Raw genomic sequence first — 22,685 nt, 5'->3', positions numbered from 1 at the left:
GGATCTAAACCTGATGGTGGTTATGCGGCTTCAGTCTGCTGCTGCCGCTTTTCCTTTTTTACCGGCTTTTCCGGCTGATGTGCCGCCAATGCGTCAGGTGCAAAGTCTTCGACGTTGATGGAACGCAGACGGCTTTCTTCCGCTTTCACCAGGATCTTGGCCTCGTCGGCACTGATTTTGCCTTCGTCCAGTGCACGCTGTGCCAGGCGATCAAGACGGGTAAACGGCAGATTCTTACCGGCTTGTTTGCACAGGCGCTGGTGAATGGGTTCGGCAGCCATCACATCAGCCAATGCCGCTTCCAGCAGGCCAACCGGGTTATGTTCGCTTGGCGTCAGGTATTGGCCCCGGCCAAGACGGCTGCGGGTAGCCGAAGGCTGCTGGATAATCTTCGCCAACTGGTGGTCGAGCTGGTCGGACGGTGCGCTGTGCACGCGGCCAAATGGGAACACCACCAGGCGCATGGCCCCGGCGATAAAGCGATTCGGGAAGTTGCGCAGCAGGTCGTCTAACGCTTGTTCGGCCTGATTCAGGCTGTCCTGCACGCCCCAATGCACCAACGGCAGATCTTCTTTCTGACGCCCTTCGTCCTCAAAACGTTTCAGGGCTGCGGAGGCCAGATACATTTGGCTGAGTACGTCGCCCAGGCGTGCAGAAATGCGCTCGCGGCGTTTCAGGCTGCCACCCAAGACCCCCATGGAAACGTCAGACAGCAACGCCAGGTTGGCACTTAAACGGTTCAACTGCTGATAGTAGCGGCGAGTTGAGTCTTTGGTTGGCGTGCTGCTGGTACGGCCATTGGTCAGGCCAAGCCACAGGCTGCGCATTTTGCTGCTGCCGACATGGCCGAGGTGGCCAAACAGTGCCTTGTCGAAAGCATCCAGATCGTTGTTCTGGGCAGCGGCCATTTCAGCCAGGACATAAGGATGGCAGCGGATTGCCCCCTGGCCGAAGATCATCATGGTGCGGGTCAGAATATTGGCCCCTTCAACCGTAATGGCGATCGGTGCGCCCTGATAGGCACGCGCCAGGAAGTTGGACTCGCCCAGCATAATGCCCTTACCGCCAGTGATATCCATGGCATCGATGATGGACTGCTGGCCACGGTGGGTACAGTGGTATTTCACGATGGCCGACAGCACTGCCGGCTTCTCACCCTGCATCAGGGCGTAGGTAATCAGCGAGGCCGCCGCATCCATCACGTAGGTATTACCCACAATACGTGCCAGTGGCTCTTCGATCCCTTCCATCTTGCCGATAGAGATTTTGAACTGGCGGCGAATGTGAGCGTAAGCACCTGTGGCCAAGGCAATGGATTTCACACTGCCGGTAGAGTTGGAAGGCAGGGTGATACCACGGCCCACCGACAGGCATTCAACCAGCATACGCCAGCCCTGACCGGCCATTTTTGGCCCGCCAATGATATAATCGATCGGCACGAATACGTCGTTGCCACGGGTTGGGCCGTTCTGGAATGGCACGTTCAACGGGAAATGGCGGTTGCCGATTTCCACCCCTGGGGTATTGGTTGGGATCAGCGCACAGGTAATGCCTGGGGATTCGTTATCGCTCAGCAGGCGGCTTGGATCATGCAGTTTGAAAGCCAGGCCCAAAACGGTGGCGATAGGTGCCAGGGTGATGTAGCGCTTGTTCCAGGTCAGACGCATGCCAAGCACCTGCTTGCCTTGCCATTCACCCATACAAACGGTACCCACGTCCGGGATGGCTCCCGCGTCGGAACCGGCTTCCGGGCTGGTCAATGCAAAACAAGGAATTTCATCGCCACGCGCCAAGCCTGGCAGATAGTGATCTTTTTGCTCTTCGGTGCCGTAATGTTGCAACAGTTCACCTGGGCCGAGGGAGTTAGGCACGCCGACGGTGATTGCCAGAATGCCGGAGACACCCGCCAGTTTTTGCAGGATTTGCGCCTGAGCATAAGGGGAGAATTCCAGCCCGCCGTACTCTTTTTTGATGATCATCGCAAAGAAGCGGTGCTCTTTCAGGTAAGCCCACAGTTCTGGCGGCAGATCGGCCAGTTCATGGGTGATCTGGAAGTCATTGGCCATGCGGCAGGCTTCTTCTACCGGGCCGTCGATAAAGGCTTGCTCTTCTTGCGTCAGCTTAGGCTGCGGATAGTTGTGCAGTTTGTTCCAGTCCGGCTGGCCGCGGAACAGATCGCCTTCCCACCAGGTAGTCCCGGCATCGATGGCTTCTTTTTCCGTAGTGGACATTGGAGGCATCACTTTGCGGAACGCACGTAAAGCCGGGGCGGAAAGCAGGGAGCGGCGCAGCGAAACGATGTTCAAAGGCAGCAGAACGATCGCCAGCGGCAGCAGCATCCAGTAAGTCCACAGGCCAATAGCGCCCATGGCTGCCGTAAAGGCCAGCAGCAGGATGCTGCTGAGCGCCAGGTTCACCCGGTGATAGAACAGCACACCAATGAGTGCGAGTAAAACAACGACACTGAGAACCATCATAAGAAGCTCCGAAGTAGTAAGAGGTCTGACCTGTTATGTATTAATAATGGTTTTAGTCCATACCCAATTTTTTATCAATGAATTTACACTTTAATTACAACTCGGATCACAAACTGACAGCATCAGCCAGGAAAAGCTTCATCCGGAACGCCGCAGAAGTGCTGTTTTCATCACAGTGCTTCTAGGTTTTTCTGCAATCCGTTACACTGCGAGACGAAAGATTGACGGTGCCACAGCACAACAAGAGGCTATCTCTATGTACCACGATTTAATTCGCAGTGAACTGAATGAAGCGGCTGATACTCTGGCGAAATTCCTCAGCGATGACGCCAATATCGACCAGATCCAACGCGCGGCAATCTTGCTGGCAGATGCTTTTAAAGCGGGTGGAAAGGTGATTTCTTGCGGTAACGGAGGCTCTCACTGTGATGCGATGCACTTCGCGGAAGAGTTGACTGGCCGCTATCGTGAAAACCGCCCAGGCTACCCGGCGATTGCGATCTCTGACGTCAGCCACCTGTCTTGTGTCAGTAACGACTTTGGTTACGACTATGTGTTTTCACGCTATGTGGAAGCGGTTGGCCGTGAAGGTGACGTGCTGCTGGGGATCTCCACTTCCGGCAACTCCGGCAACATCATCAAGGCAATCGAAGCGGCCCGCGCCAAAGGGATGAAAGTGATCACCCTGACCGGCAAGGACGGCGGCAAAATGGCAGGCACCGCCGATGTGGAAATCCGAGTTCCGCATTTTGGCTACGCCGATCGTATCCAGGAAATCCACATCAAAGCGATTCATATCTTGATTCAACTTATCGAAAAAGAGATGGTTAAAGCTTAATGGTTGCAGGGGCTAATCGCCCCCAAGAACCAGGCGTGTTGGGGAGCAACGCTGACTGCGCCCCGATGAAACAAAGTCAGTGCTGTTAAAGGTAGCCATTGATGTGTGAATTGCTCGGGATGAGCGCGAACGTACCAACCGATATATGCTTCAGTTTTTCCGGGCTGGTTCAGCGCGGTGGCCGTACCGGGCCACATAAAGATGGTTGGGGCATTACCTTCTATGAAGGGAACGGTTGCCGCACGTTCAAAGATCCCCAGCCTAGCTTCAATTCCCCCATCGCCCGCCTGGTACAGGAATACCCGATCAAATCCTGTGCGGTGGTTTCCCATATCCGCCAGGCTAACCGTGGGGAGGTGGCGCTGGAAAATACCCATCCGTTTACCCGTGAGCTCTGGGGCCGTAACTGGACTTACGCTCACAACGGCCAACTGAAAGGGTATCGCCAACTGGCAACCGGCAATTTCCGCCCAGTGGGGCAGACCGACAGTGAATATGCTTTCTGCTGGCTGCTGCACCAACTAACGTTAAAATACCCACGCACTCCGAGCAATTGGTCAGCCGTATTTCGCTATATTGCGTTGCTGGCCGATCAACTGCGGCAGAAAGGGGTGTTCAATATGTTGCTGTCGGATGGGCGCTTTGTGATGGCCTATTGCTCAACCAATCTTTATTGGATCACCCGGCGCGCCCCCTTTGGCAAAGCCACGTTGCTCGATCAGGACGTAGAAATTGATTTTCAGCGGCAGACCACACCCGATGACGTGGTGACGGTGATCGCCACCCAGCCGCTGACGGGTAATGAAACCTGGCACAAGATTGCACCAGGCGAGTTTGCGTTATTTTACTATGGTGAGAGGCTTGCTCTGGGCGAACGGGTTAGTGTCAACCGTTGATGCATATTGTGTTGGCTGGCCGCTGCCGATGACTGGCTGAGCCAACACGTATTGGCCGTTGGTCACCGCAACCATCGGTGGGAGATGGTTTTTGGCAAAGTAGTCATATCCCGGCTTCAACTGGCGCCAGAAATTGATGTAGCTGGATGAACGGTGACGCTGCAGGTTCTGTTCGGTCATTCGGAACGGATAAATACTGATATCCACCCGGCTTTGCCCATAAGCAAATGCCGCTTCCACATAGCGATAGATCTCGTCCATATAGGTATTGGTCATCGCGTAGCAACCAATCGATTTGCATTCGCCGTGGATCATCAGATAGGCACCGGAATACCCCTGCGCTTTGTCGTAATCGTTCGGGAAACCGATATTAATCGCCCGGTAATATTTGCTATCAGGCTTCAAGTGGCGTGTATCGACGCTGTAAAAGCCTTCTGGACTTTTAAAGTCACCTTCACGGCGTTTCGGCCCGAGGCCACCAGAGAAATTGCAGATAGGGAAGCTATTCACCAGGCGAAATTCATTGCCCATTTTGGCATACAGCTCCAGCTTGCGTTCTTCTTTGAATATCTGAATATAGACGGGTGAACCTAATAATTGCTGTGTGACTACCGGTGCTTCAGGGGCCTGCTCGCTAGCGCTGCAGGCGGTGATCATCGGCATACAAAATAGCATCGCAAACAACAGCGCGACTTTGCTCATTCTTTATTATTCCTGCATTTATATTTTTTAGCTGGTGGAGAGAACTCTGCCAGCGTGCCACTGACGTGTTATCACATTAAACCACGCCAGATTACCAGCGTGTCTTTTTTTAGCAATACAAGAAGTGTATAAAAAAACTACAATACTCGATAAAAGTGAATTGACTAGCAGATTTTAACGATCAATACCCGGGTAGCTCGGGTATTTAATTGCATTTGCTTGACTCAGGTCACTAGATAGCACGGAAAAATGTTGCCGAAAATGTTAATATCGCGCCTGCGCTGCAAGTTATTAACAGGATAATAAGCAGATTGATATTGCATAAAATATCATCACTTCTGCCTCTATTATTTATAGCAATGTTTTAACATTCTGCCTTATTGGCGCAATCACCGGTTCGAATGTCAATATCTTGGCTTGGCTGGTGTGAAAAATTCATGTTGGGCATGATAGCATCGTGCCCATCCGGAAGTTGTTAAGCAACTTCATCATCCTGCATCGTCTGCACCTGCCTCTGGGGCTGGTAAGACATGTGAAAATTTAAAAAACCTTATAAATCCTATGATTAGAATCAGAAAAGGGTTAGACCTGCCAATAGCCGGGGCACCTTTGCAGGCGATTCAAGATGGTCCAACCATCAGCAAAGTGGCACTGCTCGGCCAGGAATATGTCGGCATGCGCCCTTCCATGTTAGTGCAGGAAGGGGAGCATGTTAAAAAGGGCCAGGCGCTGTTTGAAGATAAAAAGAACCCTGGCGTTTTTTTCACCGCACCAGCCAGTGGCAGGATCGTCGCCATCAACCGTGGTGAGCGCCGCATACTGCAGTCGGTGGTGATTGAAATTGAAAACGGCGGCGATGAGCAGGTGGAGCTGGCTTATTATCAACCAGCCGATTTGCCGATGCTGGAACGCGAACAGGTAGAAAGCGATCTGATAGCCAGTGGCCTCTGGACCGCATTGCGCACCCGCCCATTCAGCAAAACCCCTCGTCCTGGAACCTCTCCACGAGCCATTTTCGTCAGTGCTATGGATACCCAACCGTTGGCGGCCGATCCGCTGGTTATTATCAATGAGCAATTGGCGGCGTTTAACGCCGGGCTGGCGGTATTGGCCCGTCTGACCGAAGGCAAGGTGCATGTCTGCCATGCGGCTGGCACACGTCTGGAAACCGCTGCCGGGGCGCAAATCAGCTACAGCGAGTTTGCTGGGCCGCATCCTGCCGGGCTGGTCGGTACGCATATCCACTTCCTGGAGGCGGTCAGTGCGCAGAAAACCGTCTGGCATATGGGTTATCAGGATGTGATCGCCGTGGGTACCTTGTTTACCACCGGCCAACTCGATACCCGCCATGTCGTGGCGCTGGCCGGGCCTCAGGTAGAGCAGCCGGTTCTGTTGCGTACCCGTCTGGGTGCCAGCCTGGATGAACTGACGGCGGGCCGCCTCAAGGCTGGCGAGAACCGTGTGATTTCCGGCTCGGTGCTAAGTGGCACCCACGCCAGCGGCCCGAATGCCTGGCTTGGCCGATTCCATAATCAGGTTTCTGTGCTGTTAGAAGGGCGAGAGAAAGAGCTGTTTGGCTGGATAACCCCGGCCCCGGATAAATTCTCCATTACCCGTACCACGTTGGGCCATTTCCTCAAGAACAAACTGTTCGCATTTTCGACCACCACCAATGGCGGTGAGCGTGCCATGGTGCCCATCGGTAACTACGAACGGGTGATGCCGCTGGATATTCTGCCGACTCACCTGCTGCGCGATTTGCTGGCAGGGGATACTGACAGCGCGCAGGCGTTGGGCTGTCTGGAACTGGATGAAGAAGATCTGGCGTTGTGTACTTTCGTTTGCCCCGGCAAGTATGAATATGGCCCGGTGTTGCGCGAAGTGCTGACCAAGATTGAGCAGGAAGGATAACCCATGGGCCTGAAGAATTTTTTTGACAAGATTGAGCATCACTTCACGCCGGGCGGCAAGCTGGAAAAGTGGTATCCGCTGTTTGAAGCCACCGCCACGGTGTTCTATACGCCTGGCACGGTAACCCACGGGGCTTCGCATGTGCGCGATGCCATCGATCTGAAACGCATGATGATCCTGGTATGGCTGGCGGTATTCCCGGCCATGTTCTGGGGCATGTACAACGTCGGCCATCAGGCCATTCCGGCATTGCATCATCTCTACAGCGGCGAGCAACTGCTACAGGTCCTGGCTGGTGACTGGCATTACTGGTTAGCCGAGTGGTTGGGAGCTTCGCTTAATGCCGATGCGGGCTGGATCAGCAAAATGGTGCTGGGTGCTACCTATTTTGTGCCGATCTACGCCGTAGCCTTCCTGGTGGGGGGATTTTGGGAAGTGCTGTTTGCGATGGTACGCAAACATGAGATTAACGAAGGTTTCTTCGTCACCTCGATCCTGTTTGCCCTGATTGTTCCACCTACCTTGCCTTTATGGCAGGCCGCTCTGGGTATCAGTTTTGGCGTCGTCGTTGCCAAAGAGATCTTCGGCGGCACCGGGCGTAACTTCCTTAACCCCGCCCTGGCGGGGCGTGCTTTCCTGTTCTTTGCTTACCCGGCGCAGATTTCTGGCGATCTGGTGTGGACCTCGGCCGACGGCTTTTCAGGTGCCACCCCGCTGGCGCAGTGGAGCGCGAGCGGGCAGCATGGGCTGATAAACGAAGTGACTGGCCAGTCCATCAGTTGGATGGACGCCTTTATCGGTAATATTCCTGGCTCAATCGGTGAAGTCTCAACGCTGATGATCCTGATTGGCGGGGCGATTATTCTGTTTGGCCGCGTTGCCTCCTGGCGGATCGTGGCAGGCGTCATGCTGGGCATGATCGCCACCACCTATCTGCTTAACGCTATTGGCTCGGCCACCAACCCGATGTTTGCCATGCCGTGGTACTGGCATCTGGTGCTTGGGGGCTTTGCCTTCGGTATGATCTTTATGGCCACTGACCCGGTTTCTGCCTCGTTTACCAACAAGGGGAAATGGTGGTACGGCATTCTGATTGGCGTGATGTGCATATTGATCCGTGTGGTCAACCCGGCCTATCCGGAAGGCATGATGCTGGCGATCCTGTTAGCCAACCTGTTCGCGCCGCTGTTCGATTATCTGGTGGTGCAGGCCAACATCAAGCGGAGAAAAGCCCGTGGCGAATGAATCTAAAAATGACAGCTTTGGCAAAACACTGTGGGTAGTGTTGCTGCTGTGTCTGGTGTGTTCTGTGGTCGTGGCGGGGTCCGCCGTGGGGTTGAAATCCAAACAGCAGGAACAACGGCTGCTGGACAAGCAACGCAACATCCTTGATGTGGCAGGTCTGCTGGTGCGTGGCATGAGTGCAGAGCAGGTCACGGAAATCTTTAACAAGCGTATCGAGCCGCGTTTGCTGGAGCTGGACACCGGCGAGTTTGTGCCGGGTGATGCTACCCGATTTGACCTGGCAGATGCATTACGCAGCGATACCACCAGCAGGGCATTGCCACCCCAGCAGGATCTGGCTGGGATACGGCGGCGCAGCAATTATGCCGAGATTTATCTGGTGCGTGACGAAAGTGGCAGGGTAGACAAGATCGTGCTGCCGGTTTACGGCACCGGATTATGGTCGATGATGTACGCCTTTGTTGCGCTGGATGCGGATGGCAACACCGTAAGAGGGCTGAGCTTCTACCAGCATGGCGAGACCCCTGGGCTGGGCGGTGAAATACAGAACCCCAGTTGGCGCGCACAATGGATCGGCAAGCAGTTGTTTGATGACAACGGCAACCCGGCGATCCGCATTGTAAAAGGTGGGGCGCGGCCAGGAGATGTGCACGGCGTGGACGGCCTTTCCGGCGCTACGCTGACCGCTAACGGTGTGCAGAATACTTTTAATTTCTGGCTGGGTGAGCACGGCTTTGGCCCATTCCTACAGAAAGTCCGTGAAGGAGCGCTGAAAAATGGCTGATTCCAAAGAGATTAAGCGGGTTCTGCTGGGGCCGCTGTTTGACAATAACCCGATCGCCCTGCAGGTGCTGGGCGTCTGCTCGGCGCTGGCGGTAACCACCAAGCTGGAAACCGCCGTGGTGATGACCATTGCGGTAACGCTGGTCACCGCGTTTTCCAGCTTCTTTATTTCGCTGATCCGCCACCATATACCCAATAGCGTGCGCATCATTGTGCAGATGGCCATCATCGCCTCCTTGGTGATTGTGGTCGATCAGTTGCTGCGGGCCTATGCGTTCGAAATCTCCAAACAGCTTTCGGTGTTCGTCGGGTTGATTATCACCAACTGCATCGTCATGGGGCGGGCTGAAGCCTATGCGATGAAATCGCCGCCGATTGAAAGCTTTATGGACGGCATCGGCAACGGCTTAGGCTACGGCGTGGTGCTGATCCTGGTGGGGTTCCTGCGCGAGCTGGTCGGTTCAGGCAAGCTGTTTGGCGTTACGGTAATGGAAACGGTGCAAAACGGCGGCTGGTATCAACCGAATGGCCTGTTCCTGTTGGCGCCGAGTGCGTTCTTTATCATCGGCCTGCTGATTTGGGGCCTGCGTGCCCTGAAGCCAGCGCAGATAGAAAAGGAGTAATCGCAGATGGGTCACTATATCAGCCTGTTTGTGCGCGCGGTGTTCGTTGAAAACATGGCCTTGGCCTTCTTCCTCGGGATGTGTACCTTCCTGGCCGTTTCGAAGAAAGTTTCAACCGCGTTTGGCCTGGGGATTGCGGTAACCCTGGTGCTGGGTATTTCCGTGCCGATGAACAACCTGGTCTATAACCTGGTGTTGCGTGACGGTGCGTTGGTGGAAGGTGTCGATCTGAGCTTCCTGAACTTTATCACCTTCATCGGCGTGATTGCCGCACTGGTGCAGATCCTGGAGATGATCCTCGATCGCTTCTTCCCGGCGTTGTACAACGCCCTGGGGATCTTCCTGCCATTGATCACGGTGAGCTGCGCCATTTTCGGCGGGGTATCGTTTATGGTGCAGCGTGACTACAACTTTGCTGAATCCGTGGTGTACGGTTTTGGCTCCGGCACCGGTTGGATGCTGGCGATTGTGGCCATGGCGGGGCTCCGCGAGAAAATGAAGTATGCCAATGTGCCAGAAGCGCTGAACGGCCTGGGCATTACCTTTATTACCACCGGATTGATGGCACTGGGCTTTATGTCATTCTCCGGCGTTCAGTTGTAAAGGCAGGAAGCATTTATGGAAATTATTTTAGGCGTTGTCATGTTCACCTGCATCGTAATGGTGCTGACCTTGCTGATCCTGTTTGCCAAATCCAAGTTGGTGAATACTGGCGATATTGCCGTTGAAGTTAATGGCGATCTGGACAAAAGCTTTACCGCCCCGGCGGGGGATAAGCTGCTCAACATGTTGTCCAGTCAGGGGATCTTCGTCTCCTCGGCCTGCGGTGGTGGCGGTTCCTGCGGCCAATGCCGGGTGGTTATCAAGGAAGGCGGTGGCGATATCCTGCCGACCGAACTTTCTCATATCAGCAAGCGTGAAGCCAAAGAGGGTTGCCGCCTGGCGTGCCAGGTCAGCGTGAAGCAGAACCTGAAAATCGAGCTGCCAGAAGAGATTTTCGGCGTCAAGAAATGGGACTGCGAGGTGATCTCTAACGATAACAAAGCCACCTTTATCAAAGAATTGAAGCTGAAAATTCCTGATGGGGAGGATGTACCTTTCCGTGCCGGGGGCTTTATCCAGATCGAGGCCCCGGCTCATGAAGTGAATTATGCCGATTTCGATGTGCCGCAGGAGTACCGGGGCGACTGGGATAAATTCAACCTGTTCCGCTACCGTTCGGTAGTGAAAGAGCCGACGGTGCGCGCCTATTCGATGGCCAACTACCCTGATGAGAAAGGCATTATCATGCTCAACGTGCGTATTGCCACGCCGCCACCGAGCAACCCAGATGTGCCACCGGGGATTATGTCATCTTATATCTGGTCGTTGAAAGCGGGTGATAAGGTGACGATCTCGGGGCCGTTCGGTGAGTTCTTTGCCAAGGATACCGATGCCGAGATGGTGTTTATCGGGGGTGGGGCCGGGATGGCACCGATGCGATCGCACATTTTCGACCAGTTGAATCGCCTCAAATCCAAGCGCAAAATCACCTTCTGGTACGGCGCCCGTTCACTGCGTGAAATGTTCTATGAGGAGGATTTCAACCGCCTGCAGGAGGAGAATGAAAACTTCACCTGGCATGTAGCGCTTTCGGATCCGCAACCGGAAGATAACTGGACGGGCTACACCGGCTTTATTCATAATGTCCTGCTGGAAAATTATCTGCGCAATCATCCGGCACCTGAAGATTGCGAATTCTATATGTGTGGGCCGCCGATGATGAACGCGGCGGTGATCAAGATGCTGAAAGATCTCGGCGTCGAAGATGAAAACATTATGCTTGATGACTTTGGTGGTTAAATGCGCGCAGTAAGCGGCTATGCAATGAAAGCTTGGATTATGCTGGCGGCGCTTGGCGCGGCGTTGATGCTGACCGGTTGCGAACCGAAGCAGGAAGATCTCACTGGCAAGACCATGGGAACCTACTATTCGATTCGTTTTATCCCAGGGGAAGGAACGCCTTCGGTGGCAACGCTACAGGCAGAGATCGACAAACGGTTGGAGCAGGTCAACGATCAGATGTCGACCTACCGGCCAGATTCCGAACTGAGCCGCTTTAACAGCAGCCGTGAAGTGGGTAAACCCTTCCCGGTTTCTGCCGCCACCACGGAAGTGGTGCTGGAAGCATTGCGTATTAACCGCGTTACCGACGGTGCACTGGATGTGACCGTCGGGCCGCTGGTGAACCTGTGGGGTTTTGGCCCTGAAGGTCGTCCGGATAAAGTCCCCAGCGCAGCCGAGTTGGAGCAGCGCCGTAACTGGACGGGAATAGATAAACTCACAGTAGAAGGCAATGCGCTGGTCAAGCACATCCCGGAACTGTACGTCGACCTCTCCTCAATTGCCAAAGGCTACGGCGTTGATGCGATCGCGCATTACCTGCAATCGCAGCAGATTAAAAACTACATGGTCGATATCGGCGGTGAAGTCCGGACCCGTGGCCACAATGGTGAAAAAACCGTGGCGGATTGCAATCGAACGGCCAGTGGCCGGGGGCGAGCAGAAAGCGCAACTGGTGATTGAACCGGGGGAAATGGCGATGGCCACTTCCGGGGATTACCGTAATTACTTCGAACAGGGCGGAGTGCGCTATTCTCATACTATCGACCCGCTGACCGGTAAACCGATCCATCATCATCTGGTGTCGATCACGGTGATCAGCCCGTTATGCATGACGGCAGACGGCCTTTCCACCGGCCTGAACGTGATGGGGCCAGAGCGGGGAATGGCGTTGGCCAATCTGCTGGGGATCCCGGTGTTTATGATCGTGAAAACCGATAAAGGGTTTGAGGAGCGTTATTCCGATGCGTTCAAACCCTACTTGAAGAAAAGTTCGTGAGGCGACTATGCTGATGGTATTCGTTGCATCCTTTGTGCTGTTCCTGCTGGTTGTCGGCGGCATGTCGCTAGGCTACGTTTTCCGGCGCAAAACCCTGCAGGGCAGCTGCGGCGGTATTACTGCCCTGGGGATGGAAAAAGTCTGCGACTGTCCTGAGCCTTGTGATGCGCGTAAAAAACGGCTGGCAAAAGAGGCGCTGCGGCGCGAACAACTGGAAAAGCACCGCATCCTCTAAGCGGTAAATCGGGGTTCCGCTTGTCGAGCCCTTCTCAATCTGGCGTTATTGAGCTTTCATAAATTAACTGTATACTTATACAGTGCAATTGGAGGCGCGATGCGTAAAATCATTCATGTCGATATGGACTGTTTCTTCGCTGCAGTAGAAATGCGCGACGATCCCAGCCTGCGTGATATCCCATTGGCTATCGGTGCCAGCGCCGATCGGCGTGGGGTCATCAGCACCGCCAACTACCCGGCGCGCCGTTATGGCGTCCGTAGCGCCATGGCTACCGCTACCGCGCTCAAGTTATGCCCCCATCTGAAACTGTTGCCTGGGCGGATGGAGGCCTATAAAGAAGCCTCACGGCATATCCGTGAAATTTTTGCCCGCTATACCCCGCTGATTGAACCGCTTTCTTTGGACGAAGCCTATCTGGACGTCACAAACAGCACCCAATGTAATGGTTCTGCCACCCTGATCGCCCAACAGATCCGCCAGACGATTTCGGATGAGCTGAACCTCACCGCCTCGGCGGGTATTGCCCCCATCAAGTTTTTGGCCAAGATCGCTTCAGAATTAAATAAACCCAATGGCCAATACGTGATCACCCCAGGCCAGGTGCCGGAGTTTTTGCAGCAATTGCCGCTGAGCAAAATCCCCGGCGTGGGTAAGGTTACCGCCAAACGGCTGGAAGAGGTGGGGCTGGTCACCTGTGCTGATGTGCAGAAGTACGATCTGGCCGCCTTATTAAAGCGCTTTGGTAAATTTGGCCGGGTGTTGTGGGAGCGCTGCCAGGGGATCGATGAACGCGAAGTTTCCCCCGATCGCCTGCGTAAATCGGTGGGGGTAGAGCGCACGCTGGTGGAAGATATCCATGACTGGGAAGAGTGCAAAACGCTGATTGTCGACAAACTCTATCCAGAACTGGAGATGCGGTTACGTAAAGTGAAACCTGATCTGCATATCGCCCGGCAAGGCGTGAAACTGAAATTCCAGGATTTTCAGCAAACCACACAGGAACACGTTTGGCCTGTGCTCAATAAAGAGGATTTGATTAACGTTGCCCGCCAGGTGTGGCAAGAGCGGCGAGAGGGGCGCGGCGTTCGCCTGGTAGGCCTGCATGTCACGCTGCTCGATCCCCAGCTTGAAAGGCAGTTGGTACTGACCTGGTAAACGGACCTGCCAATCCCAGCACCGTAGTACCTGGCAACGCGACCGGTTCCCTCTCGCGTAGGCGAGGGTAAGGCACCCGGCCAAAACCCTCTCCCTTGAGCCTGACAACTTACTTGCGATCAGGAATAGCTTTCAGCAGTTCGGTCAGCAGCGTCCAGTATTGCCCCACGCTGGCGATATGCACCTGCTCATCCGGCGAGTGTGGGCCGGTAATGGTTGGCCCAATCGACACCATATCCATCTCTGGGTAAGGCTTTTTGAACAAGCCACATTCCAGCCCTGCGTGGATCACCATAATGTTCGGCGTCTTGTTGAACAGCTTCTGGTAGGTTTCACGTACCAACTGCATCACCGGTGAATTAGCATCTGGCTGCCAGCCTGGGTAGCCACCTTTAGGTGCAACCTGTGCATTGGCCAGTTGGCCCAGAGCCGTCAGCATACCGACCACATAGTCTTTACCGCTGTCGATCAATGATCGGATAAGGCAGATGATTTCGGCTTCATTCTCGCTGGTCGTCACCACGCCAACGTTCAGGGAAGTCTCAACGACCCCTTTCACTTCATCACTCATGCGGATCACGCCGTTAGGCGTACCGTTCAGCAGCGCGATAAAACGGCTCTGGCAATCAGCGGTCATCGCCTGTGCGCTGCTGCTCACGGGTTCGAGAAGAACGGTGATGTTTTTCTCTTTGGCAGAAAGTTCGTTTTTCAATATAGCAAGGAACTGCTGGCTCAAGGCTTTCAGCGCATCGGCTTTGGCTGCCGGAACCGCCACCACCGCAGAAGCTTCACGCGGGATGGCATTACGCAGCGTACCGCCGTTCAGATCCAGCAGGCGCAGGCTCAGTTCCTGAGTATGGGCAAACAGGAAACGTGCCAACAGTTTGTTGGCGTTACCCAGACCGTGGTGGATATCCGCACCGGAGTGGCCGCCTTTCAGCCCTTTAAGAGTCAGTTTCAGCGTCTGATAACCGGCTGGCAGCGCTTCACGTTGCAGTGGCAGTGTAGTGATGAAATCAATACCGCCGGCGCAACCCATATAGATCTCGCCTTCCTCTTCGGAGTCGGTATTGATCAGGATATCGGCTTGCAACCAGTTAGGCTGCAGGCCAAAAGCACCGTCCATCCCGGCTTCTTCCGTCATGGTCAGCAGCACTTCCAACGGACCGTGTTCAACGCTGTCATCGGCCAAAACCGCCAATGCGGAAGCCATACCGATACCATTATCTGCACCGAGCGTGGTGCCGCGTGCTTTAATCCACTCGCCGTCGATATAAGGTCGGATTGGATCTTTGGCGAAGTCATGCACGGTGTCGTTATTCTTCTGCGGCACCATATCCAGGTGGGCTTGCAGGGCTACCGGTTTGCGGTTTTCCATGCCTTTGGTCGCCGGTTTACGCAGCAGGATATTGCCGACCTGATCGCGCTCGGCATGCAGGTTCTTCTCTTTAGCCCAGTCGATGATGTGCTGCGCCAGCGCTTCTTCATGGTACGAGGGATGTGGAATCGAGCAGATTTTGGCGAAAATATCCCACAGAGGCTGTGGCGAAAGTTGAGAAAGTTCAGACACTGTAAGTCTCCTATTGCAGCATTCTCAGCAAGGTGCGAAGGCTGCGCGGTCAGGGTGAGTTGGTATCTGTGCTTCATGGCACGATTGTCAGAGAATATCATTTTATTCTGGGGCGTGCGCGTACCGTATTGCGCTGTTTCTGTGGTTTCAGGCGCCCGTTTAGTGTGCAGTTGTTGAGGTAGCCAGCATCAATCACCGCAGAGGTTGCCAAACGAAATTCTGCTGAATCCCTCAGTTAATCTGGTATTCGGCGCGCTCTGTCTCTATAATCTCGCGCAACCTTTTTTCCCCTGATTTACTGAGTAAGCCACATCTATTGCTGGCCGGGACACCATTCTATGAGCGAAAAATACGTTGTTACCTGGGATATGTTGCAGATGCAAGCACGCAAACTGGCTCACCGCCTGCTGCCTGCCGACCAATGGAAGGGCATTATTGCCGTAAGCCGTGGTGGCCTGGTACCGGCCTCTTTGCTGGCACGTGAGTTGAGTATCCGCTACGTGGATACCGTGTGCATTTCCAGCTATGACCATGACAACCAGCGCGAAATGAAGGTGCTCAAACGCGCCGAGGGCGATGGTGAAGGTTTTATCGTGGTTGACGATCTGGTGGATACCGGCGGCACCGCGAAAGCGATCCGCGATATGTACCCGAAGGCCCACTTCGTCACCATCTTTGCCAAACCGGCTGGCCGTCCATTGGTTGACGACTACGTGGTTGATATTCCGCAAGATACCTGGATTGAGCAGCCATGGGATATGGCTGTGACTTTCGTGCCACCTATCGGCGGCCGTTAAGTTCGTTAGATTGGCAATTAAAACGCCTGGCAATAGCCGGGCGTTTGCCATTTAGGGCCGATTTCGTCATCTTCTGTAAATTCCCGCCATCTGCTGGGTGAACTTTGGTGTCTGCTGCCAGAGTTAGGTACACTATCTCCAGATATCCCGGCTGTTTTAAGCCTTGATGAAAGATCCTCGGAGGCTGTTGTTACCATGGCACAAGCCAACCTTTCTGAAGTACTGTTCAAACCCACATTCAAACATGTCGAAACCTCGACGCTGGTGACGCGTGCCCATCACGCGGTTGGTGCGGACATGCACTCACCGCTGGAAGGGGATACCGATTGCAACTGGTATCGTATGCTCAACCACCTGCTGTGGACCTGGCGTGGCATTGATCCGCTGGAGATAAGTGAAGTGCTGGCGCGCATTGCGGTTTCTAACGCCGAGCACAGCGACGATCATCTGCTCGATACCGTGGTCGGCTACCGTAACGGCAACTGGATCTACGAGTGGGTGCGCCAGGGAATGCAGTGGCAACAACGGGCGCTAGAGCAACAAGATCCGCTGGTCGGCGGGCAGTATTGGCTGAATGCCGCCAATTTATACAGCATCGCCGGTTATCCGCATCTGAAAGGCGATGAGCTGGCAGAACAGGCGGAAGTGCTTTCCAACCGTGCCTATGAAGAAGCCGCTTTGCTATTGCCCTACCAGTTAAAAGAGCTGGAGTTTGCCATCGAAGGCGGCAGCGCCATCACCGGCTTCCTGCATATGCCAGATAGCGGCCAGGCACCTTATCCAACAGTGCTGATGTGCGGCAGCCTGGATACGCTGCAAACCGATTATCACCGCTTGTTCCGCGATTATCTTGCCCCCCATGGCATTGCGATGCTGACTATCGACATGCCTTCCATTGGTTCTTCCTATAAATGGAAATTGACGCAGGATTCCAGCTTCCTGCACCAGCAGGTGTTAGCGCAGCTTCCCTCTATCCCCTGGGTTGATCACCAGCGTGTCAGTGCCTTCGGTTTTCGTTTTGGTGCCAATGTGGCGGTTCGGCTGGCCTATCTGGAGTCGCACCGTCTGCGAGGTGTGGCCTGCGTCGGCCCGGTGGTTCATAGCCTGCTGTGTGATATGAAATGCCAGGATCATGTGCCTGATATGTATATGGACGTGCTGGCCAGCCGTATGGGTATGTCGAACGCTGCCGACAGCGTGCTGAAAACCGAACTGAACCGCTATTCCCTGAAAACCCAGGGGCTGCTAGGCCGCCGTTGCCCAACCCCGATGCTGGCCGCGTATTGGGAGGGCGATCCAATCAGCCCGAAAGAAGAGTCGCAACTGATCGCCTCTTCTTCATTGAACGGCAAACTGATTTCGATCCCGCGTACGCCGGTGTACCAAAGCTTCCATAAATCCTTATTGCAAATCTGTGACTGGTTACGAGATAAAATGAGGTAACGGGTTGCTAATTTTTAGCAGTTTGTTAAAAAGGGTGGACTACATTGAGGAGGTTGAAGAATGACGTTACCGAGTGGCCACCCTAAAAGCCGACTAATGAAACGCTTTGCCAGCCTGGGGCCTTATCTGCGTGAAGGGCAATGCGAGAACGACCGCTTTTTCTTCGATTGTTTAGCGGTTTGCGTCAATGTAAAACCCGCACCGGAAAAGCGTGAGTTCTGGGGCTGGTGGATCGAGCTGCAGGCTGAAAAATCCCGTTTTACCTATACCTATCACTTTGGTCTGTTCGACAAAGAAGGGAAGTGGAATGCGGAAAAGATTAAAGATGCTGAAGTAAAAGAAAAGTTGGAAACCACGCTGCGCGTCTTCCATCATCGTTTGGGTGAACTGTTAGCCACTATGGAACTGGTGCTGGCACCTGCCGATGATTTTAATGAACAACCGATAAAACTCTCCGCCTAGATCATTTTCCCGTCAGAATTGCATTGAAATCGCGTTATGCCTGTTGGCATAACGCGGCTCTCCTGTTACAACGTCTTTTGCATTCCTTTCTTATTCCAACGGCAGAGATATTATGAACAGCAGCCAGACATTGGTTGTGAAATTGGGCACCAGCGTGTTGACCGGCGGATCGCTGCGCCTGAATCGCGCCCATATTGTCGAACTGGTGCGCCAATGCGCACAGCAACACGCTGCGGGTCACCGCATTGTTATTGTTACCTCCGGGGCGATTGCCGCCGGGCGTGAGCATTTGGGTTATCCTGAACTACCTGCGACTATTGCCTCCAAGCAATTGCTGGCTGCGGTAGGGCAGAGCCGCCTGATCCAGCTTTGGGAACAGCTGTTTTCCATTTATGGCATTCATGTCGGGCAGATGCTGCTGACGCGTGCCGATCTGGAGGATCGTGAGCGCTTCCTTAACGCACGTGACACCATGAGCGCGCTGCTGGATAACCGTATTGTCCCGGTGATCAACGAAAACGACGCAGTCGCGACCGCCGAGATCAAGGTTGGTGATAACGACAACCTGTCTGCCCTGGCCGCTATCCTGGCAAGCGCGGATAAACTGCTGCTGCTGACCGATCAGCAAGGCCTATACACTGCCGATCCACGTAATAACCCAGAGGCGGAGTTGATCCGTGAAGTGCACGGTATCGATGATGCGCTGCGGGCGATCGCTGGCGACAGCGTTTCCGGTTTGGGGACCGGCGGGATGGGCACCAAACTGCAGGCGGCTGATGTAGCCTGCCGCGCGGGCATTGATGTGATTATCGCTGCTGGCAGCAAACCCGGCGTGGTTGCCGATGTGATAGAGGGCAACCCGGTGGGTACCCGTTTCCACGCGCTGGAAACCCCGCTGGAGAACCGCAAACGCTGGATCTTTGGTGCGCCGCCTGCGGGTGAGATCACCATTGATGACGGTGCGGTTGAAGCCATGATGGCCCGTGGCAGCTCATTGCTGCCGAAAGGAATACGCGATGTCAAAGGCGATTTCTCGCGTGGCGAAGTGATCCGTATCCGCAATCTGGCGGGCCGTGATCTGGCTCATGGTGTCAGCCGCTATAACAGCGATGCGATGCGTATGATTGCCGGCCATCATTCGCAGCAAATCAGCGAAATTCTGGGCTACGAATACGGCCCGGTGGCCGTGCATCGCGACGATATGATTGTAAGTTAAGGAGTGAACATGCTCGAGGAGATGGGGAAGGCCGCCAAGCAGGCTTCCTGGCAATTGTCGGTGCTGAGTACGGCTAAAAAGAACCAGGTGCTGGCGGTAATCGCCGACAGGCTGGAGACCGAAAGTGAAGCGATCCTGCAGGCTAATGAACTGGATATGGAGCAGGCGCGTGCCACCGGTATGAGTGAAGCCCTGCTGGATCGTCTGTTGTTAACGCCCGCCAGGCTGGCAGCGATCGCCAACGATGTGCGCCAGGTGTGCCGCCTGAACGATCCGGTTGGCCATGTGCTCGACGGCAACTTGCTGGACAGCGGCCTGAAGCTGGAGCGACGCCGTGTACCGCTCGGCGTGATTGGTGTCATTTATGAGGCGCGCCCTAATGTCACCATCGACGTCGCCAGCCTGTGCCTGAAAACCGGTAATGCGGTGATTTTGCGCGGCGGCAAAGAGACGCATCATACCAACCAGGCTACGGTAAAAGTGATCCAGCAGGCGCTGGATCAATGTGGCCTGCCAGCGGCGGCAGTGCAGGCGATTGAGAGCCCGGATCGCGAACTGGTGAATGAGTTGCTGCGTATGGACCGCTATGTCGACATGCTGATCCCGCGTGGCGGTGCCGGTTTGCATAAGCTTTGCCGAGAACAATCGACCATTCCGGTGATCACCGGGGGGATCGGCGTCTGCCACATCTATGTGGATGACAGCGTGGATTACGAAAAAGCGCTGCAGGTGATTGAGAACGCCAAAATCCAACGCCCAAGCGCCTGCAACTCGGTAGAAACCCTGTTGGTTAACCGCACGATTGCCAACAGCTTTCTGCCTGTGCTGAGTGCGCGGATGGCTGCGGTTGGGGTGACATTGCACGCCAGTGATAACGCCATGGCGCTGTTGCAGGAAGGGCCAGCGCAGGTGGTGGCGGTTGACGCTGGGGATTATGATGACGAATGGCTGTCTCTGGATCTGAATGTGACACTGGTGGATAGCCTCGATCACGCCATCGAGCATATCCGTGAGCATGGCACCAGCCATTCCGATGCCATCTTGACGCGTTCAATGAGCAATGCCGAATATTTTGTGCGTGCGGTGGATTCCGCAGCAGTTTACGTTAATGCCAGCACCCGCTTTACCGACGGTGGGCAGTTTGGCTTGGGCGCAGAAGTGGCCGTCAGCACCCAGAAGCTGCACGCGCGCGGTCCGATGGGGTTAGATGCCTTGACCACCTACAAATGGATTGGTTACGGCGACGATCTGGTGCGTAGCTGAGGTGGTTGCTACATGACCTGATGGGTGTCGTGCAGGGGCGCAGGGTATCTATTCTGCGCCCTTGTCTTATCCAGCACGGAACTGCTTAAAGTCTGCCCTGATGTGAAAAACATAAAATAATTAGCATGCTATTGACTTGTTGGATGTTTTTGCCTAATTTGAACGATGTACGCTGGCATATGCCCGTATGCCCATCCCAAAGCCGATATAGCTCAGTTGGTAGAGCAGCGCATTCGTAATGCGAAGGTCGTAGGTTCGACTCCTATTATCGGCACCATCTCAAGCATTCATCCAGTGTCGCTGTAGGCAGTCTCTGCCAGTTCATTGATAAATCGTGAATGATAAATCCTTAAAAATTAATTAATAATATATGCGAATATCATCGGTCTGGCTCAATCAGCTATGCAGACTTAGCTGTGGCGTAAGTATTCAATGACGTGCAAAATGAAAGCTGCTTTTGCTATGCAGCTCTTATTTCTGCTTGTATTTTCTTGCTTTTCATTTTTATTATTGAGGGAAGGATTTTCCTTTGTTAAAAATTAAGGCGGGAAATGAAAGTAATGCGGCAGTTTTCTTCTTTATTTAAGGTTTCAATGGTCATGTTTTCTGATTGTGCTACGCCTGATTTTTTAGTTGTCCTTATATATATTTAATATTTTTTAGGATTATTCTTGGTAATTCTTGTTCGGAAAATTCCTACATCTGCAGTTCTTCAAATCTTATTCTTATTCTTATTTTTTTTGTGAAACTATGCCAACCAAATGGTTTAATCTGTTATGGAGAATACTAAATTCTGACCGAATTTTAATGGGTTAGGCACTATAAATATTACTCATGGATGATAAACCAGCCCTCTTATAGGCTCTTCCTATTTTCAACCGGAATTTTTGTATCGAAATACACCATTTTTGATTTTATCCAACGATTTTATGATATTGGTAACGTCATAATAATGGTTTAAAAGGGATTTTTAATCGTTTCTTTTCACATTCTTTGGCCTGTATCCACCAGTAAAATGTATGAGTCTTAAGGTCAATTGCGATGTGAGTATGGTACTTAAGGGATTAGTTATGAATGTTCTTTATCTGGGTGAAAAAAATATTGGGAGCTTGGGTATTATCCGTATCGTTGAAACCAGCTACCCAGAATCAAATATCGTTCTAAAAAGTGTAGAGGAATGCACCAGCAAGATCTTGTCTGAATTTTACGATATCTGCATCATTGATGGTAAAAAATTGGAGGCAACGCCATTATCCAGTTTTCAGAAATTTTTGTTAATGCCCAATGTTCCTATCCTGATCCTTGCCAAAAAAGAGCAACCGCTACACAAATACCTTAACTATTTAAGTAATGTGCGCGGGATGATTGAATATGAAAGTGGGGTTGAATTTTTCCTTAATGCAATCAATGTAGTGCAAACCGGTGGTTATTGTTATTCCTGGGATATTTACGCGCTCAAAAGCAATAATTCTGCACTTTTTAATGAGGAATACTGTGAGTCTGTCGGCTTGACCCGCCGTGAGATGGAAATCCTTAAAATGTACCTTGATGGTGCAACCAACAAAGAAATCTCCGTTAAACTGTCACGTAGTCAAAAAACTATCAGTGCACACAAATCTAATATACTTCGTAAAATCGGTACTAAACGCTTACCTGCCTCTTCATTTAGAATGGAAAGTATGGGACACCAGGGTTAATTCCTCTTCTGTTTGTCTTCTATCTTGATAAATGATTAACGATGAGAGTAAGTAAATACGCATTTTGCTATTTATCTTACTTTCATCTTATGTCGTTTTATCGGGCTTTTACCCTTTTGATTTTTATTATTATGATCAGCGTAAATATTATTTACTTACCCCTGCCTAGGTGAGGATTATTTATCTAGTCCATGACTTATTTTTTCCTAAGCGTTACCTATAAATTGAAGATCATAACAGTTTTTTATCTATTTAAATTTGGTGTTTATTCATTTAAAACAATGGGTTGTGTGAATGTCTCGAGGGCTGATTCCTAAGTTTACTTAGGGTGTGTTATTGGCCTGTAAATAGGGGGCTAGGGGGAGGCTAATGCGAGGTAATAATCGGTGATAAACTGCCCGATGATTATCTCACTTCGTTACGTGAGGATCCTTTTTTAAAAGGGATTTCATTGGATTTTAATCGGAACCACGTCTGGAGTTATGACA

At 52.9% G+C, this 22,685-nt stretch carries 19 protein-coding genes, 1 tRNA gene and 1 pseudogene; 18 read left to right on the top strand and 3 right to left on the bottom strand.

Features of this window, described 5'->3' with window-relative positions:
• Positions 1 to 20: 20 nt before the first annotated feature.
• Complete coding sequence (gene fadE, locus ACQ86O_RS26915) at positions 21 to 2,477, bottom strand: acyl-CoA dehydrogenase FadE (RefSeq protein ID WP_431223605.1); 2,457 nt, start codon at positions 2,475 to 2,477, stop codon at positions 21 to 23.
• Between the two features lie 256 nt (positions 2,478 to 2,733).
• On the opposite strand from fadE, the gene lpcA reads away from it, so the two are divergent.
• Both lpcA and ACQ86O_RS26905 read left to right on the top strand, forming a co-directional pair.
• Positions 2,734 to 3,315, top strand: a complete 582-nt coding sequence (gene lpcA / locus ACQ86O_RS26910) for a D-sedoheptulose 7-phosphate isomerase (protein WP_431223604.1) — start codon at positions 2,734 to 2,736, stop codon at positions 3,313 to 3,315.
• A gap of 101 nt (positions 3,316 to 3,416) precedes the next feature.
• Complete coding sequence (locus ACQ86O_RS26905) at positions 3,417 to 4,211, top strand: class II glutamine amidotransferase (RefSeq protein ID WP_431223603.1); 795 nt, start codon at positions 3,417 to 3,419, stop codon at positions 4,209 to 4,211.
• Here ACQ86O_RS26905 and dpaA read toward each other — a convergent pair.
• Positions 4,155 to 4,913, bottom strand: a complete 759-nt coding sequence (dpaA, locus tag ACQ86O_RS26900) for a peptidoglycan meso-diaminopimelic acid protein amidase (protein ID WP_431223602.1) — start codon at positions 4,911 to 4,913, stop codon at positions 4,155 to 4,157. The two genes, ACQ86O_RS26905 and dpaA, sit on opposite strands and share 57 nt — an antisense overlap.
• A gap of 561 nt (positions 4,914 to 5,474) precedes the next feature.
• On the opposite strand from dpaA, the gene ACQ86O_RS26895 reads away from it, so the two are divergent.
• The 9 genes and pseudogenes from ACQ86O_RS26895 (at position 5,475) to dinB (ending at position 13,749) form a co-directional block, all read left to right on the top strand.
• On the top strand, positions 5,475 to 6,824 hold the full coding sequence (locus ACQ86O_RS26895; RefSeq protein WP_431223601.1) for a Na(+)-translocating NADH-quinone reductase subunit A: 1,350 nt from the start codon (positions 5,475 to 5,477) through the stop codon (positions 6,822 to 6,824).
• 3 nt (positions 6,825 to 6,827) lie between these two features.
• Positions 6,828 to 8,069, top strand: coding sequence for an NADH:ubiquinone reductase (Na(+)-transporting) subunit B (locus ACQ86O_RS26890; protein WP_431223600.1), 1,242 nt, complete (start codon positions 6,828 to 6,830; stop codon positions 8,067 to 8,069).
• The gene (locus tag ACQ86O_RS26885; RefSeq protein WP_431223599.1) at positions 8,059 to 8,853 is read left to right on the top strand and encodes a Na(+)-translocating NADH-quinone reductase subunit C; all 795 of its coding nucleotides are present in this window, start codon (positions 8,059 to 8,061) and stop codon (positions 8,851 to 8,853) included. Before ACQ86O_RS26890 ends, ACQ86O_RS26885 begins: the two co-directional genes overlap by 11 nt.
• Positions 8,846 to 9,475 carry an NADH:ubiquinone reductase (Na(+)-transporting) subunit D gene (locus ACQ86O_RS26880; protein ID WP_431223598.1) on the top strand — a complete coding sequence of 210 codons (630 nt, stop codon included), beginning with the start codon at positions 8,846 to 8,848 and terminating at the stop codon, positions 9,473 to 9,475. The genes ACQ86O_RS26885 and ACQ86O_RS26880 overlap by 8 nt, the downstream gene beginning before the upstream one ends.
• A gap of 6 nt (positions 9,476 to 9,481) precedes the next feature.
• On the top strand, positions 9,482 to 10,078 hold the full coding sequence (gene nqrE, locus ACQ86O_RS26875; protein WP_431223597.1) for an NADH:ubiquinone reductase (Na(+)-transporting) subunit E: 597 nt from the start codon (positions 9,482 to 9,484) through the stop codon (positions 10,076 to 10,078).
• 15 nt (positions 10,079 to 10,093) lie between these two features.
• The gene (gene nqrF / locus ACQ86O_RS26870; protein WP_431223596.1) at positions 10,094 to 11,317 is read left to right on the top strand and encodes an NADH:ubiquinone reductase (Na(+)-transporting) subunit F; all 1,224 of its coding nucleotides are present in this window, start codon (positions 10,094 to 10,096) and stop codon (positions 11,315 to 11,317) included.
• 24 nt (positions 11,318 to 11,341) lie between these two features.
• Positions 11,342 to 12,356 (top strand): annotated as a pseudogene (locus ACQ86O_RS26865) (FAD:protein FMN transferase).
• 7 nt (positions 12,357 to 12,363) lie between these two features.
• Positions 12,364 to 12,591: a (Na+)-NQR maturation NqrM gene (nqrM, locus tag ACQ86O_RS26860; protein ID WP_431223595.1), complete on the top strand. Its 228-nt coding sequence runs from the start codon at positions 12,364 to 12,366 to the stop codon at positions 12,589 to 12,591.
• Positions 12,592 to 12,690: 99 nt separating this feature from the next.
• Positions 12,691 to 13,749, top strand: a complete 1,059-nt coding sequence (dinB, locus tag ACQ86O_RS26855) for a DNA polymerase IV (RefSeq protein ID WP_431223594.1) — start codon at positions 12,691 to 12,693, stop codon at positions 13,747 to 13,749.
• A gap of 109 nt (positions 13,750 to 13,858) precedes the next feature.
• On the opposite strand, the gene pepD is transcribed toward dinB, so the two are convergent.
• Positions 13,859 to 15,319 carry a beta-Ala-His dipeptidase gene (gene pepD, locus ACQ86O_RS26850; RefSeq protein WP_431223593.1) on the bottom strand — a complete coding sequence of 487 codons (1,461 nt, stop codon included), beginning with the start codon at positions 15,317 to 15,319 and terminating at the stop codon, positions 13,859 to 13,861.
• A gap of 338 nt (positions 15,320 to 15,657) precedes the next feature.
• Here pepD and gpt point away from each other — a divergent pair, with 338 nt between their 5' ends.
• The 7 genes from gpt to ACQ86O_RS26815 all read left to right on the top strand — a co-directional run bounded on the left by gpt (position 15,658) and on the right by ACQ86O_RS26815 (position 22,197).
• Positions 15,658 to 16,116 carry a xanthine phosphoribosyltransferase gene (gene gpt, locus ACQ86O_RS26845; RefSeq protein WP_021805588.1) on the top strand — a complete coding sequence of 153 codons (459 nt, stop codon included), beginning with the start codon at positions 15,658 to 15,660 and terminating at the stop codon, positions 16,114 to 16,116.
• Between the two features lie 195 nt (positions 16,117 to 16,311).
• The gene (frsA, locus tag ACQ86O_RS26840) at positions 16,312 to 17,559 is read left to right on the top strand and encodes an esterase FrsA (protein WP_431223592.1); all 1,248 of its coding nucleotides are present in this window, start codon (positions 16,312 to 16,314) and stop codon (positions 17,557 to 17,559) included.
• A gap of 60 nt (positions 17,560 to 17,619) precedes the next feature.
• Positions 17,620 to 18,021: a sigma factor-binding protein Crl gene (crl, locus tag ACQ86O_RS26835; protein WP_431223591.1), complete on the top strand. Its 402-nt coding sequence runs from the start codon at positions 17,620 to 17,622 to the stop codon at positions 18,019 to 18,021.
• Between the two features lie 112 nt (positions 18,022 to 18,133).
• The gene (gene proB, locus ACQ86O_RS26830) at positions 18,134 to 19,237 is read left to right on the top strand and encodes a glutamate 5-kinase (RefSeq protein ID WP_431223590.1); all 1,104 of its coding nucleotides are present in this window, start codon (positions 18,134 to 18,136) and stop codon (positions 19,235 to 19,237) included.
• 9 nt (positions 19,238 to 19,246) lie between these two features.
• On the top strand, positions 19,247 to 20,500 hold the full coding sequence (proA, locus tag ACQ86O_RS26825; protein ID WP_431223589.1) for a glutamate-5-semialdehyde dehydrogenase: 1,254 nt from the start codon (positions 19,247 to 19,249) through the stop codon (positions 20,498 to 20,500).
• A 201-nt stretch (positions 20,501 to 20,701) separates the two neighbouring features.
• Positions 20,702 to 20,777 (top strand) — tRNA-Thr (locus ACQ86O_RS26820).
• A 793-nt stretch (positions 20,778 to 21,570) separates the two neighbouring features.
• Positions 21,571 to 22,197, top strand: coding sequence for a LuxR C-terminal-related transcriptional regulator (locus ACQ86O_RS26815; protein WP_431223588.1), 627 nt, complete (start codon positions 21,571 to 21,573; stop codon positions 22,195 to 22,197).
• Positions 22,198 to 22,685 lie beyond the last annotated feature (488 nt).

Origin of the sequence: Serratia sp. L9 (assembly GCF_050632285.1) — a bacterium.
In the GTDB taxonomy this organism is placed as follows: Bacteria; Pseudomonadota; Gammaproteobacteria; order Enterobacterales; family Enterobacteriaceae; genus Chania.
Note: the sequence above shows the minus strand (reverse complement) of the source record. Positions and strands in the feature narration are given on the sequence as shown.

Excerpts from the sequence above, each read along its gene's own strand:
- ACQ86O_RS26905 (WP_431223603.1), top strand. The coding sequence starts at position 3,417 with ATGTGTGAATTGCTCGGGATGAGCGCGAACGTACCAACCGATATATGC.
- lpcA (WP_431223604.1), top strand. The coding sequence starts at position 2,734 with ATGTACCACGATTTAATTCGCAGTGAACTGAATGAAGCGGCTGATACT.
- fadE (WP_431223605.1), bottom strand. The coding sequence starts at position 2,477 with ATGATGGTTCTCAGTGTCGTTGTTTTACTCGCACTCATTGGTGTGCTG.
- dinB (WP_431223594.1), top strand. The coding sequence starts at position 12,691 with ATGCGTAAAATCATTCATGTCGATATGGACTGTTTCTTCGCTGCAGTA.
- ACQ86O_RS26880 (WP_431223598.1), top strand. The coding sequence starts at position 8,846 with ATGGCTGATTCCAAAGAGATTAAGCGGGTTCTGCTGGGGCCGCTGTTT.
- proA (WP_431223589.1), top strand. The coding sequence starts at position 19,247 with ATGCTCGAGGAGATGGGGAAGGCCGCCAAGCAGGCTTCCTGGCAATTG.
- crl (WP_431223591.1), top strand. The coding sequence starts at position 17,620 with ATGACGTTACCGAGTGGCCACCCTAAAAGCCGACTAATGAAACGCTTT.
- ACQ86O_RS26890 (WP_431223600.1), top strand. The coding sequence starts at position 6,828 with ATGGGCCTGAAGAATTTTTTTGACAAGATTGAGCATCACTTCACGCCG.
- dpaA (WP_431223602.1), bottom strand. The coding sequence starts at position 4,913 with ATGAGCAAAGTCGCGCTGTTGTTTGCGATGCTATTTTGTATGCCGATG.
- gpt (WP_021805588.1), top strand. The coding sequence starts at position 15,658 with ATGAGCGAAAAATACGTTGTTACCTGGGATATGTTGCAGATGCAAGCA.
- ACQ86O_RS26815 (WP_431223588.1), top strand. The coding sequence starts at position 21,571 with ATGAATGTTCTTTATCTGGGTGAAAAAAATATTGGGAGCTTGGGTATT.
- nqrE (WP_431223597.1), top strand. The coding sequence starts at position 9,482 with ATGGGTCACTATATCAGCCTGTTTGTGCGCGCGGTGTTCGTTGAAAAC.
- frsA (WP_431223592.1), top strand. The coding sequence starts at position 16,312 with ATGGCACAAGCCAACCTTTCTGAAGTACTGTTCAAACCCACATTCAAA.
- nqrF (WP_431223596.1), top strand. The coding sequence starts at position 10,094 with ATGGAAATTATTTTAGGCGTTGTCATGTTCACCTGCATCGTAATGGTG.
- nqrM (WP_431223595.1), top strand. The coding sequence starts at position 12,364 with ATGCTGATGGTATTCGTTGCATCCTTTGTGCTGTTCCTGCTGGTTGTC.
- ACQ86O_RS26895 (WP_431223601.1), top strand. The coding sequence starts at position 5,475 with ATGATTAGAATCAGAAAAGGGTTAGACCTGCCAATAGCCGGGGCACCT.
- proB (WP_431223590.1), top strand. The coding sequence starts at position 18,134 with ATGAACAGCAGCCAGACATTGGTTGTGAAATTGGGCACCAGCGTGTTG.